The 13,226-nt window shown below is 44.2% G+C and carries 11 protein-coding genes; 7 read left to right on the top strand and 4 right to left on the bottom strand.

Going from position 1 to position 13,226, the window contains the following annotated elements:
- Positions 1-110: 110 nt before the first annotated feature.
- Positions 111-536 carry a fused DSP-PTPase phosphatase/NAD kinase-like protein gene (locus ACEYW6_RS11980; RefSeq protein WP_412979865.1) on the bottom strand — a complete coding sequence of 142 codons (426 nt, stop codon included), beginning with the start codon at positions 534-536 and terminating at the stop codon, positions 111-113.
- A gap of 140 nt (positions 537-676) precedes the next feature.
- Here ACEYW6_RS11980 and ACEYW6_RS11975 point away from each other — a divergent pair, with 140 nt between their 5' ends.
- Entirely contained in the window at positions 677-1,891 is a 1,215-nt protein-coding gene (locus ACEYW6_RS11975; RefSeq protein WP_412979864.1) for a chromate transporter, read from the top strand.
- Here the strand turns inward: ACEYW6_RS11975 and ACEYW6_RS11970 are convergent.
- Both ACEYW6_RS11970 and pheS read right to left on the bottom strand, forming a co-directional pair.
- Complete coding sequence (locus ACEYW6_RS11970) at positions 1,880-2,131, bottom strand: hypothetical protein (RefSeq protein WP_412979863.1); 252 nt, start codon at positions 2,129-2,131, stop codon at positions 1,880-1,882. The genes ACEYW6_RS11975 and ACEYW6_RS11970 overlap by 12 nt on opposite strands.
- Before the next feature lie 257 nt (positions 2,132-2,388).
- Positions 2,389-3,381 (bottom strand): phenylalanine--tRNA ligase subunit alpha, encoded by a 993-nt coding sequence (gene pheS, locus ACEYW6_RS11965; protein ID WP_190892424.1) that lies wholly within the window; start codon positions 3,379-3,381, stop codon positions 2,389-2,391.
- A 344-nt stretch (positions 3,382-3,725) separates the two neighbouring features.
- Between pheS and surE the strand changes: the two genes are divergently transcribed.
- The 4 genes from surE (at position 3,726) to ACEYW6_RS11945 (ending at position 8,317) form a co-directional block, all read left to right on the top strand.
- Complete coding sequence (gene surE / locus ACEYW6_RS11960; protein WP_412979970.1) at positions 3,726-4,523, top strand: 5'/3'-nucleotidase SurE; 798 nt, start codon at positions 3,726-3,728, stop codon at positions 4,521-4,523.
- 286 nt (positions 4,524-4,809) lie between these two features.
- Positions 4,810-5,706, top strand: a complete 897-nt coding sequence (locus ACEYW6_RS11955; RefSeq protein WP_412979862.1) for an MBL fold metallo-hydrolase — start codon at positions 4,810-4,812, stop codon at positions 5,704-5,706.
- Positions 5,707-6,203: 497 nt separating this feature from the next.
- The gene (locus ACEYW6_RS11950; RefSeq protein ID WP_412979861.1) at positions 6,204-7,286 is read left to right on the top strand and encodes a bifunctional riboflavin kinase/FAD synthetase; all 1,083 of its coding nucleotides are present in this window, start codon (positions 6,204-6,206) and stop codon (positions 7,284-7,286) included.
- Between the two features lie 122 nt (positions 7,287-7,408).
- The gene (locus ACEYW6_RS11945) at positions 7,409-8,317 is read left to right on the top strand and encodes an AAA family ATPase (RefSeq protein ID WP_412979860.1); all 909 of its coding nucleotides are present in this window, start codon (positions 7,409-7,411) and stop codon (positions 8,315-8,317) included.
- 142 nt (positions 8,318-8,459) lie between these two features.
- On the opposite strand, the gene ACEYW6_RS11940 is transcribed toward ACEYW6_RS11945, so the two are convergent.
- A complete protein-coding gene (locus tag ACEYW6_RS11940) occupies positions 8,460-8,621 on the bottom strand; it encodes a type II toxin-antitoxin system YhaV family toxin (protein ID WP_412979859.1) in 162 nt (53 codons plus the stop codon).
- Between the two features lie 110 nt (positions 8,622-8,731).
- Here ACEYW6_RS11940 and ACEYW6_RS11935 point away from each other — a divergent pair, with 110 nt between their 5' ends.
- Together ACEYW6_RS11935 and secA are read left to right on the top strand one after the other, a co-directional pair.
- Positions 8,732-9,304, top strand: coding sequence for a cytochrome C (locus ACEYW6_RS11935; RefSeq protein ID WP_412979858.1), 573 nt, complete (start codon positions 8,732-8,734; stop codon positions 9,302-9,304).
- A 313-nt stretch (positions 9,305-9,617) separates the two neighbouring features.
- The gene (gene secA / locus ACEYW6_RS11930) at positions 9,618-12,410 is read left to right on the top strand and encodes a preprotein translocase subunit SecA (RefSeq protein WP_412979857.1); all 2,793 of its coding nucleotides are present in this window, start codon (positions 9,618-9,620) and stop codon (positions 12,408-12,410) included.
- Positions 12,411-13,226: the final 816 nt, after the last annotated feature.

Genomic DNA, 13,226 nt, shown 5'->3' with positions numbered 1-13,226 from the left:
CAAGGATCAATTTTTCGTCTTGACGGTGATTTATCGCGTCTTTAATATCTAGAATTTTCATCAAAAAACTTTAACCAAACCGTATTGTCATCTCCTCTACTCACTACTACTCACGATAAGTTCTCTAAAAACTGCTTCAGGTGAGGTTGATCTGGGTTGATATCAAGTTCTTTTGCTCTTGCTAAAACCTGTTCATGGTTCAGCTTTTGTTGAGTGGCAAAGGCAATGAGCGCTAAGGCACTGGCTCGTCCACCTGCACCACAATGAAAATATACAGGAGTCGGCAATTCCTCTAGTTCTGAGAGAACTGTTGCAGTCAAGTTGTCGTTGGCTGAATTTGTCTTGAGTGGAACATTAACATATTCAAGACCTACGGTTTTTGCTTGTTGCTGTTCGTCTTTTAAGGCTCCAGTTTCATCAAGCGATCGCAGATTCACTACAGACCTATAACCTTCATCAGCAAGCTGTTTTAGTGTCTCTGGGGTTGGCTGTCCACCTGCTGAAAACTCATCGCTCACTTTCTTGACATCACTCATACATACTCCGTAATCTCGATTGTATTACCGTATTTTCAGTCAATGGCATAGTATCACAAATTAATTTCTAAGTATATAGCTTTTCGTTATCGAAATTCGATATCCTAATTTTGTCATCATAATTAATCAGGAAAACTATAGTGACGCAAGAAGCTGAGGATATCCAGAAAGAGGAAGAAGTGATTTCCTATAATGCTCTGACTCCCAAACAACAGAAGCAGCGATTAACAGAACTGGCGGCGGTTTTTTTGCGATTGGGGGCGATCGCTTTTGGTGGTCCTGCTGCCCACATCGCCATGATGGACAATGAAGTGGTGAATCGCCGTCAGTGGATGAGCCGGGAGAAACTGCTAGATTTACTGGGAATTACGAATTTGATTCCAGGCCCCAACTCGACGGAATTAGCCATTCACATTGGCTACGAACGAGCCGGATGGCGTGGTTTACTGGTTGCGGGTAGCTGCTTTATTCTACCTGCGATGCTAATAGTTTGGACATTAGCCGCCATTTATACCCGCTATCAAACAGTTCCCCAAGTGGAATGGCTGCTTTATGGAATTAAACCTGTAATTATTGCGATCGTGATTCAGGCTGTGTGGAATTTGGGGAAAAAGGCAGCCAAAGACATGCCGACGATCATTGCAGGGATGGCAGCGATCGCAGCATACTTAGCTGGATTGAATGAAATTTTGGTGCTGATATTACTAAGTATCGTTGTGATGCTACTCAAGAATTGGCAAGCCAGAGGACACACAAGCGGAGCATTCCTGTTACCTATTTCAGGTATTTTGGCGCAGGTTGGTAGTACAACGGCAGCAGTTACATCAGTCAGTTGGATTAACGTCTTTGTCTTTTTTCTCAAAATTGGATGTGTTCTCTATGGTAGTGGTTATGTATTGCTGGCATTTCTGCAACGGGATTTAGTCGAGCGCAACCAGTGGCTCACATCACAACAGCTTTTAGATGCTGTAGCGATCGGGCAGTTTACACCGGGTCCTGTTTTCACCACCGCAACATTTATTGGGTATTTGCTAGCAGGAAATGCAGGAGCGATCGCTGGTACAATCGGCATTTTCTTGCCAGCTTTTGTGCTGGTGTTGGTGGTTAATCCTTGGGTTCCTAAGTTGCGTCAATCTCGTTGGGCAAGTGGATTTTTGGATGGGTTGAATGCGGCTTCTTTAGGATTAATGGCAGGAGTTACCTACACATTAGGACGAGCCGCACTGGTAGATTGGTTAACAATTACTATGGCAGTTTTGAGTGTGATCGCTGTGTTTAAATTTAAAATTAATTCAGCTTGGTTAGTGCTAGCAGGAGGAGCTATTGGATTGGCTTCACACATATTATTTGGCTAAAGATAGCGATATAAAAGTGGTTATAAACCTTTTTTGATGAGTAAATCTTAACTTTTTACTTTTGCCTTGCTGGGTATATTGCTTTCTCCAGCATTGAGTACTTGCTCTGCGGTTAGGATCAAATGGATCGGCGGTTAGTAATGCTAACCGCTCTTCAATTCGCTCTTGTAATTCTGGCTGTCGTCGTACCAATCGCTTAAATGCTCGTTTAAATGATGATGCCAGAACTACAGTTATCACTTGCGTAACTCATCCATCATTTGAGTAACGGTTCCACGGAACACTTTACCCGACTGGTATTCTACTTGTGCTTGAACTATATTACGAGCAATTTCAGAACGCCGCCGTTCTGCCAGTCGATGACGTATCAGATCAATTAGTGTTTCTTGTTCATCTACTGAATAAGTCTTCGATGCTTTCTAGAACTGGATCTAACCTGGAAACTGAGGTCATTATTTATTTTTACCTTGCTTGCAGTACATAACTATTACGCATGCCTAAAATTGCTGCAAAAATCGCAAATCGCTAGCATACAAGCGACGAATATCATCGATTTGGTGTAACACCATTGCAAAGCGTTCTACACCAAAACCGGCAGCAAACCCTGTATAAACTTCTGGGTCATAACCCACAGACTTAAGTACATTTGGATCGACCATACCGCAGCCCATCACCTCCAGCCAGCGTCCATTCCACTGCAAATCCACCTCAGCTGAGGGTTCAGTAAAGGGGAAATAACTGGCGCGGAAGCGAATTGGCAAATCGCCAAATATTGCTTGTAAAAATACCTTAATTGTGCCTTTTAGGTCTGTAAAAGTTAGTCCTTCGTCAATGGCTAAAAGTTCTATTTGATGGAATACTGCTGAATGAGTCGCGTCTACATTATCTCGCCGATAAACTCGCCCTGGAGCCACAACCCGAATCGGTGGTTCTTCTCTTTCCATATAACGAATTTGTACTGACGAGGTATGAGTCCGGAGAAGATTACCATCTGGCAGGTAGAAGGTATCCTGCATATCACGGGCGGGGTGATCAGGCGGGGTATTCAAAGCCTCAAAATTATAATAATCTGTTTCCATCTCTGGTCCTTGAGCCACGGTGTAACCCATACCAACAAAGATATCCAGTGCCCGATCGATAATGCCGTTGAGGGGATGAATGCGACCTTGGGGACTGTAAATTCCTGGCATAGTTACATCCAGAGTTTCCGCCTCTAGCTGTAGCTGAATTTGTGCGGATTCCAGGGCGACGCGTTGCTGGTCTAGACTAGTTTGCAGGGACTCTTTGACTGTATTTGCGATCGCTCCAATTTTTGGTCGTTCCTCTGCACTCATCTGCCCCATACTTCGCAACAGTGCCCCCAGCTCGCCTTTTTTACCCAGATAGTTAACTCTGAGTTCTTCCAGACGTTCTAGGGTATCGGCGGCTGCGATCGCTTTTTCTCCTTCCTGCCGCAGTGCTAAAAGTTGAGCTTCTAAATTGCTAGTCATTAGTTATTAGTCATTGGTCTTTAGTCATTAGTCTATAGTCAAAAGCTGTGAACTGGTCGATAAATCAACTCAGAGCCATGCCATTAACATTAGCCAAAAGTGAGGGTCAAAACCAAACCTCTGTTTATTAGTTAGAGAAGATTGGGCTAGTACAGCGGGCGCGTCAATCCAGCTAACATCTCAATTAACAAGACTTGGGGATTGAGCAACTTGTCTTAAAGGTAGTCAAACTTTTGCCACAGTGTACTAGTGAGTATAAATATTTTTTTGCTGCTTGTGACCTCAGACATTGACAAATGGCTAATAACAAACAACTAATAACTAATAACGAATGACCAATGACTATGAAATTATTAATTAGCAACGATGACGGGATTTCTGCCTTGGGGATTCGTACCTTAGCCAACTACTTGGCAGAGGCAGGTCATGATGTGAGTGTAGTTTGCCCAGATCGAGAGCGATCAGCAACTGGACACGGGTTAACTTTACACCAACCCATTCGCGCCGAAATTGTTGAAGGGATTTTTCATCCTGCCATCAAAGCTTGGGCTTGCGATGGTACGCCTTCAGATTGCGTCAAATTGGCGCTGTGGGCTTTGCTGGAAACTCCCCCAGATTTGGTTCTCTCTGGTATTAATCAAGGTGCGAATTTGGGAACTGAAATTCTGTATTCTGGCACCGTTTCTGCGGCAATGGAAGGTCTAATTGAAGGCATTCCCAGTGTAGCGCTGAGTCTGACAAGTCACACATCTAAAGACTTTCAAGCTGCTGCTAAGTTTGCCACAGTTCTCGTAGACCAGTTAGCCCAAAAACCGCTGCCAGATTTAATGTTGCTCAACGTCAATATTCCTGCGGTCAAATGGGAAGAAATTGCCGGAGTTACTCTTACCCGTCAAGGCCTACGGCATTACATTGATGTGTTTGATAAACGAGTTGATCCTCGTGGAAAAACGTACTACTGGTTAACCGGAGAGGTAATTGAGGATGTAGAACCCCCAACCGGATCAAATCTGCCGCAAAATGTACCGTTAGATGTGCATGTTGTACGTAAAAACTACATCAGTATAACTCCGTTACAATACAATCTTACTTACGCAACTGGATTAGATAAATTATCTGAGTGGGAATTCAATTTTCAGTGAATCATTTGATTTATCAGGATAAAAGTAGAGTTATTCAAATGCATCTGAGAAAAATGTAGGCTATAACGTAGGGGCACTCTTGAAATAAGTGATACACATATACTCCAAAAGCTGGAAAATTCTACTGGATAGTATCTCATCCACATTTACACAATCAGCTAGAAACAGGGTATGCTGTTTTACCAAGAAATCCTCCCTCTAGCAAAATTGGTGAGACAGCATAAACTTAGCCAAAATAAGTAACAATTCTTCAATTATCGCCCGCTCAGTCCAGCAAGCAACACCCATGTCTAGGATAGAGAATCAATTTACCGTACAATTTTGGGGCGTTCGCGGCAGCATCCCCAGCCCAGGGCCACACACTGTTCGTTACGGCGGTAATACCCCTTGCATATCAATGCAAGCGGGCGATAAACGCTTAGTTTTCGATGCTGGCACTGGACTACATGTTTTGGGGCAATCTCTGTTGCGCCAAATGCCGTTAGAAGCTCACATATTTTTTACCCACTCTCACTGGGATCACATGCAAGGTTTTCCCTTCTTTACGCCAGGGTTTGTAAAGGGGAATGACTTTCATATTTACGGCGCGATCGCACCTGATGGTTCTACCATAGAACAGCGCCTCAATGATCAAATGTTACACCCGAACTTTCCCGTACCCTTGCAGATTATGCAAGCCAATTTAAAGTTCTACGACATTCGACCGGGGCAACCAATCCACATCGATGACGTTACTGTAGAAACAGCACCTTTAAACCATCCAGGTGAAGCCGTAGGATACCGCGTCAACTGGCTTGGTGGTGCTGCTGCTTATATCACCGATACAGAACATTTTCCTGACCGACTCGATGATAATGTGCTGTGGCTAGCTCGTAATGCTGACATTCTGATTTACGATTCCACATACACAGACGAAGAATACCATTGCTCAAAAACCCCAAAAATTGGCTGGGGACATTCTACTTGGCAAGAAGCGGTGAAAGTGGCACAAGCTGCTAACGTCAAAACTCTGGTGATTTATCACCACGACCCCGCGCACAATGACGACTTTTTGGATCGTGTCGGGAAACAAGCATCTGAGAAATTTCCAGGTGCTATTATGGCACGGGAAGGAATGGTACTTCAGGTTCCCACCTCAGTTTCCTTATCAGAATCTTTTCCTGTTAGTAAATTTTCTACTTAAAGATTGCGATCGGAGGAATTGTAGATTTTAGATTAGATTGGTGATCAGAAGCTTTCAGCGCGAGAGCGTACCTGTGGCTGCACGGTGAGACAGCGCTGCCCAGAGTTGTCAGAGCGCCACAGGATAAGGGCGACAACAGGAGGACATACTTTATAGATTCACCAACACAGCCTAGACACCCACAAATACCCTCTCTTGGGGTGATGGTCGGGTAAAACCTTCTTTGCAGCCTCAACACGAAACTAGAGCCTTTTTAGCTCTGGTATTTGCGGTTATCTGGACTAAGCAATTAGCTATCAAGCTAATTGCACAAGATCCCATCTTGGGCGACTTACCGTGAGTTAGGCTTTTGGCTGATAGCTAAAAGGTGTGACATCAACACCCTGGCTGATTGCACAAGACCTCATGGGCAGTTGGTGAATGTCCTCCTCAAGGCGGTTTACCATAAGGTAGCTTCCTGCTGATAGCTAAAATAAACCTAAAATTTCAGAATCCACGTGCTAAATTTGTCTCAAAATGGGTGTTCTGTGTGGGTTGCTTCTTCGAGCGAAGGGCTACTAACGCCGACTGCTGTTGCCCTTGGCAAGTTTGATGGTGTTCATCTTGGTCACCAAAGGGTAATTCAACCAGTCTTGCACGCTGGTGGTCAGTTCTCAGTAGCCAGTAGTCCGCAACTAACTACTAACAACGGACAACTGACAAATCAAGAATATACCTACTCAACAGTAGTTACTTTTGACCCCCATCCACAGGAATTTTTTACGGGGCAGCCCCGGACTTTGTTAACGCCACTGGATGAAAAAGTCCAACAATTGCGATCGCTTGGGGTAGAACAACTAGTACTACTACCCTTTGACAAAGAATTATCTGCTTTGACCCCCGAAGAATTCGTCGAAAAAATTCTTGTGCAACAACTGCGATGCCAGCGAATTAGCATCGGGCAGGATTTTTGTTTTGGTGAAAAGCGCAGTGGTACTGCTAAAGATTTGCAATTAATCGCCGCCAAGCACAATATCCCCGTTACCATCGTTCCCTTACAAACTTATACAGGTGACTCACCCACCCAAAGCAGTTGCGTCAGTACTACTCCGACTCAGGATGCCCGCATTAGCACTTCATTGATCCGCCAAAACCTTGAGCACGGCGACATCGAAAACGCAAATCTACTACTAGGAAGACCCTACACTCTCTTTGGTATTGTCGTTCAAGGTCAACAATTGGGCAGAACAATTGGTTTTCCCACCGCCAACCTGCAACTACCAAAAGAAAAGTTTTTGCCCCGCCAAGGAGTCTATGCTGTCCGCGTTTTCACTTTCAGTGAAACATCAGATGTCGCTCCTAGTGAAATCTTAGGCGTAATGAATATTGGTAACCGCCCAACTGTAAATGGTACCTATTCATCTGCTGAAGTACATCTGTTCGATTGGTCTGGTGATTTGTATGGCAAAAAACTGGCTGTGGAACTAGTGAAATTTTTGCGCCCTGAACAAAAATTTGCTTCTTTAGAAGTCCTGAAAACACAAATTCAACTTGACTGCATTGTTGCTAAAGAAGTTTTGAGGGCTGGAGAGCAAAGTTAAAAGTTAAGAGTTAGGAGTTAGCAGTTCTGAGTGGGAACAATGTATTTAGGGAATGGGGCATTGGGAATCATCCAATCCTCATTCCCAACTCCCCATTCCCTATTCCCCACTCCCCGCACTGCATGAGAGAAAAAATTGACGCTTTAACACAAAATCTGGCTCTTACCATCGTTGGTAAAGCTGAAGCGATACGCTTAGTGCTAGTAGCCTTGCTAGGTGGTGGTCATGCCCTGCTAGAAGATGTCCCTGGTGTTGGTAAAACCCTACTCGCTAAATCTCTAGCTCGTTCGTTGGATGGTAAGTTTCAACGGCTACAATGTACCCCAGATTTACTGCCAACTGACATTACTGGCACTAACATCTGGAACCCAAAAAGCGGCGAATTTACTTTTCTTCCTGGGCCCGTCTTTACCAATATTCTCCTAGCTGACGAAATTAACCGCGCTACACCCCGCACTCAGTCAGCTTTACTAGAAGTCATGGAAGAACATCAGGTAACAGTAGATGGTGTCTCTCGTGCAGTTCCCCAGCCCTTTTTTGTGATCGCCACTCAAAACCCTATTGAGTATCAAGGTACTTTTCCCCTGCCGGAAGCGCAAATGGATCGGTTCATGTTGTCGCTGAGTTTGGGCTATCCTTCCGAAGCAGAAGAACTCCAAATGCTGCAAAATCTCCAAAATGGTGTGAAGGTTGCTGATTTGCAGCCTTGTATTACCTTGGCAGAAGTACAGGAATTGCGTTACCTCTGCTCTCAAGTAAAAGTGGCGACCTCTTTGCAACAGTACATCCTCGAATTGGTGCGGGCAACACGCCAAGATGAGGAAATCGCCCTTGGTGTTAGTCCGCGTGGCACATTAGCATTACAACGGGCTGCCCAAGCGCTAGCTTTTCTATTAGGGCGTGATTATGCTATTCCCGACGATGTGAAATTTCTCGTCCCTCATGTTCTTTGCCATCGCCTTATCCCAAGAGGAGGACGGAATGCAAGAACTGTTATTGAGCGGTTATTGCGATCGGTTTCCATTCCTTAAATGCAAGATAAGGAATCTAAACTTTAGATTCCTTATCTTGCTTCAATTTGTGCATGTTAATGTGAGTTCGATGCCTCTCCATTTTTGTAGTTGTTCTCTTAGTCCTGTTTTACTTTATTAAGTACATTATTTGTTTGCGCCTTTACTCCGGTTCATCCTGCGTCAGTTCGGACTCTGCTATCAATTCATCCAAACTATCAGGGAAAGTTCCTCGCGCTACCATTTTAGTCAATAACTCATAACAGTTATCCCTCGCACCTTCTTTACGCGGAAAACCCAGCCACAAAATTGCGATCGCTTTCATTGCCATGTTGTTTATCGAAAATACTTACGCAAAATCTGAAACACTGCCAAGACTGCGTAAGTCCTATGATTAGCACAAGCGCCACTTCTAAATATCTGGGAATGTGAGGAATGTCAATTTTTGTTAAGCGCAAAATCCGTGATAGCGATCGCCAAGCACTACAGCAAAGCGCCGAACGCCAATTTAAACGCCAATTTTTCGGTTTACTTCTGGTAATTGTCACATGGAGCCTAGCTATGGGTTGGCTTCTTGCCTTGGCAACTAATGCCCAAAGTGCTACTCCCACCGCCGAAATTGGCACTGTTGACGTAGTGCCAACACAGTACCAATTAGGGCAAGAACTGTATTTGGAAAACTGCTCCACATGCCACATCGGCTTACCACCAGCCGTTTTACCCACCCAAACTTGGAAAAATCTCCTGCAAGACTCACAGCACTACGGCGCACAACTAAAGCCTTTAGTCGATCCGCCACGCATCTTGGTGTGGAAATATCTTTCGACTTTCTCCCGTGTCCAACGAGACGACGAAGAAACACCCTATCGCCTTAACAACTCGCGTTATTTCAAAGCTTTGCATCCAGGAGTTAAGTTACCACGTCCCGTCCAGCTTGGTAGCTGTGTCAGCTGTCATCCCAGCGCTAGTGATTTCAATTTCCGCCGCCTGACACCAGAATGGAAGTGAAGAGTGAGGAGTTATAAGTTAAAAGTTGAAGAATTTATAACTCCTAACTCCTAATTCCTAATTCCTAATTCCTAACTCTACTCCTTCTCTGGCCCCATCTGGGGGCAAAATGATACTATGAAGAAAGACTAAATATAAGATAAGAGTTAAAACCAATCATTTAGTACACTGATTGCCTAGTTTTTCTCCTGTTTTTGAGTTAATTCTCATTTGACACCCATCCACAACCAAGAAGGTTGGGTTGGGTTAAATGTTTATAATCAATGCCGATCCTTTAATTCCCATCCCCCTTGATTCAGTTCTATAATCTGCCATGTTAAAACTTTTGTTGGGCGACCCCAACGCTCGTAAGCTTAAAAAATATCAACCTTCTGTTACTGAAATTAACCTTCTAGAGGAAGAAATTAAGGTTCTTTCCGATGAGGAGTTAAAAGGTAAAACCGTCGAATTTAAACAACGGCTTGCCAAAGGCGAAGCCCTGGATGACCTATTACCAGAAGCTTACGCGGTCGTCCGGGAAGCAGGACGGCGAGTCTTAGGCTTGCGGCACTTTGATGTCCAACTCCTTGGCGGGATCATTTTGCATGTCGGGCAAATTGCCGAAATGAAAACTGGTGAGGGTAAAACGCTTGTAGCAACCTTACCGAGTTATTTAAATGGCCTTACTGGTAAAGGTGTACACGTTGTCACTGTAAACGATTACCTGGCTCGTCGGGATGCTGAATGGATGGGACAGGTGCATCGGTTCTTAGGTCTGAGTGTGGGACTAATCCAGTCAAGCATGACTCCCAGTGAACGACAGAAAAATTACGAGTGCGATATCACCTATGTCACCAACAGCGAGGTAGGGTTTGACTACCTGCGGGATAACATGGCGACATCAATGGCAGATGTGGTGCAACGCCCGTTCAATTATTGCGTGATTGACGAGGTAGACTCGATTTTAATTGATGAGGCGCGGACACCGCTAATTATTTCCGGACAGGTGGAAAGACCTACAGAAAAGTATCTGCAAGCCGCTGAAATCGCATTTACACTCAAAAAAGACGAGCATTATGATGTGGATGAAAAAGCTCGTAACGTGCTATTGACAGATGAAGGGTTTGCGGAAGCCGAAAATCTTTTGGGAGTCACAGATTTATTTGACCCAGAAGATCCTTGGGCGCACTTTGTTTTCAATGCAATTAAAGCCAAAGAACTTTTCCTCAAAGATGTAAATTACATCGTCCGCAATGATGAAGTGGTAATTGTGGATGAATTTACCGGTCGGGTGCTACCCGGACGGCGTTGGAGTGATGGACTACACCAAGCGATTGAAGCCAAAGAACACGTAGAAATTCAGCCAGAAACTCAAACTCTAGCGACAATTACTTATCAAAATCTGTTCTTGCTGTATCCGAAACTTGGTGGAATGACCGGAACAGCAAAAACAGAAGAACCGGAATTTGAAAAGATTTACAAATTGGAAGTTGCGGTAATTCCCACCAACCGTGACAGAAGACGCGAAGACTTGTCTGATATGGTCTTTAAGACAGAACCGGGTAAGTGGGGTGCGATCGCAAGGGAATGTGCCGAAATGCACGAACTCGGCAGACCTGTATTAGTAGGAACCACTAGTGTGGAAAAATCCGAACTTCTCAGCCGACTGCTGAAGCAACTAGAAATTCCCCACGAATTACTCAACGCCCGACCAGAAAACGTCGAGCGTGAGGCGGAAATCGTCGCCCAAGCTGGACGAAAAGGTGCTGTTACTATTGCTACCAACATGGCTGGTAGAGGTACAGACATCATCTTGGGTGGGAACTCCGAATATATGGCACGTCTGAAACTGCGGGAATACTTCATGCCCCGAATCGTCATGCCAGAAGATGAAGATAGCTTTGGCGTGCAAAGAGCAGCCGGATTGCCTACAGGACATGGTGGTGGTCAAGGTTTTGTCCCTGGTAAAAAAGTCAAAACTTGGCGGGCTTCGCCAGAAATTTTCCCCACCCAATTGACAAAAGAAACAGAAAAATTGCTCAAAGATGCAGTAGAAATTGCGGTGCGTGAATATGGCGATCGCAGTTTACCGGAATTGGAAGCTGAAGACAAGGTAGCTGTGGCTGCCGAAAAAGCTCCCATCGACGACCCTGTGATTCTAAAATTGCGGGAGGCTTACAACCGCGTTAAACAGGAATATGAACAATTTACTACCCGCGAACATGATGAGGTAGTGGGAATCGGTGGTTTGCACGTAATTGGTACAGAACGCCACGAATCACGGCGGATTGATAACCAGTTGCGCGGACGTGCAGGAAGACAAGGTGACCCTGGAACAACGAGATTCTTCCTCAGTTTAGAGGATAACCTACTGCGGATTTTTGGTGGCGATCGCGTTGCTGGGTTAATGAATGCTTTCCAAGTGGAAGAAGATATGCCCATCGAATCTGGGATGCTTACCCGCAGTTTGGAAGGCGCACAGAAAAAAGTTGAAACCTATTACTACGACATTCGTAAGCAGGTATTTGAGTATGACGAGGTGATGAATAATCAACGTCGTGCTATTTACGCTGAACGTCGGCGGGTGTTAGAAGGTCAAGACTTGAAAGAACAGGTGATTAAATACGCTGAAAAAACGATGGATGACATCGTTGACTACTACATCAACGTAGACTTGCCCTCGGAAGAGTGGGAGTTAGAAAAGCTGGTTGAGAAAGTCAAAGAATTTGTTTATTTGCTAGCGGATTTGCAAGCGAGTCAATTAGAAGATATGACAGTCAGCGAGATTAAAGCCTTCCTCCACGAACAGGTACGAATTGCTTACGATCTCAAAGAAGCACAGATTGACCAAGTTCAACCCGGACTCATGCGCCAAGCTGAACGCTTCTTTATCTTGCAACGCATTGATACCTTATGGCGGGAACACCTGCAACAAATGGATGCCTTACGCGAATCAGTAGGATTGCGTGGTTATGGTCAAAAAGACCCGCTGATTGAATACAAGAGTGAGGGTTACGAACTCTTCTTGGATATGATGGTTAACATCCGCCGAGATGTTGTGTACTCGTTGTTCATGTTCCAGCCGCAGCCGCAACCAATGGTGCAAGCTTCATCTGAGATGGTGTAGAAAGTTAGAGAAAATATCTTACACAAAGGCGCTAAGAGATAAAGATTTCTTAGCGCTTTTGCGTTTTGATACATCGTTTGAAAAACAGTGTTTTCAGGATTTTACTGAAAACACTGTTTTATTCTCTATCCAGAGTAATGAAAAAGGCTTAGGGTTATTGTGAGGGGTGGGATTGACATGCAGGAAATAGGAGGTAGCCACGCGCAACTCCTATTTAGGCTGTCGACGCTTTGCATCATGGAAGAGGGCGTTTCAATACAATTCTGTTGTTGGCGCAGCCTCTCGTAGATAAGGAAAGTTTCTGTTAATACTTCTTTCCTCCTGCCTTTTGCAAGAACTGCCCTCTGCCTTTCTTTGTAAAATTGCTGATTACATGATGATTACAAATTATGTATTTCGCATCTTCTGTCTAGCAAGTTGTATGCTACTATACAAATATCATAAATCACTTATCAGGTTATAAGGAGGCTGTTATATTTGATAATTAGTCTCGGCATACAGCTTTAAAACTTTTGCTAATTAGAAAAAGTCTGACTGTATAAAGACTACAGTCGGGTTTTAATCTTGTGCTAGGAAGTTGAATAGTAAGCACATCCCTAACATTGAACTAATTCCGTTTAAAAAAAACATCTTTTGGGCTTAGAGAGTACTACAAATACTGAAGAATAATGCAGCATTTTTCAGGCATTGATGTTTGATTATTTACTTACCTGTGCAAGTAAATAAATGCCTGAAGGTGATCTCATTAGTCTCAAGCGTTCGAGTTCCATTACTCATGGAATGTCAATTTCTGCTGTGCATAAGTCCAAATGTTGT

It is taken from the genome of Nostoc sp. UIC 10607 (assembly GCF_047228265.1).
Taxonomy (GTDB): domain Bacteria; phylum Cyanobacteriota; class Cyanobacteriia; order Cyanobacteriales; family Nostocaceae; genus Nostoc; species Nostoc foliaceum_A.
This window is presented reverse-complemented; position numbering and strand designations above follow the sequence as displayed.

Excerpts from the sequence above, each read along its gene's own strand:
- pheS (WP_190892424.1), bottom strand. The coding sequence starts at position 3,381 with ATGACTAGCAATTTAGAAGCTCAACTTTTAGCACTGCGGCAGGAAGGA.
- ACEYW6_RS11940 (WP_412979859.1), bottom strand. The coding sequence starts at position 8,621 with ATGAAAGCGATCGCAATTTTGTGGCTGGGTTTTCCGCGTAAAGAAGGT.
- ACEYW6_RS11935 (WP_412979858.1), top strand. The coding sequence starts at position 8,732 with ATGTCAATTTTTGTTAAGCGCAAAATCCGTGATAGCGATCGCCAAGCA.
- ACEYW6_RS11955 (WP_412979862.1), top strand. The coding sequence starts at position 4,810 with ATGTCTAGGATAGAGAATCAATTTACCGTACAATTTTGGGGCGTTCGC.
- ACEYW6_RS11980 (WP_412979865.1), bottom strand. The coding sequence starts at position 536 with ATGAGTGATGTCAAGAAAGTGAGCGATGAGTTTTCAGCAGGTGGACAG.
- surE (WP_412979970.1), top strand. The coding sequence starts at position 3,726 with ATGAAATTATTAATTAGCAACGATGACGGGATTTCTGCCTTGGGGATT.
- secA (WP_412979857.1), top strand. The coding sequence starts at position 9,618 with ATGTTAAAACTTTTGTTGGGCGACCCCAACGCTCGTAAGCTTAAAAAA.
- ACEYW6_RS11945 (WP_412979860.1), top strand. The coding sequence starts at position 7,409 with ATGAGAGAAAAAATTGACGCTTTAACACAAAATCTGGCTCTTACCATC.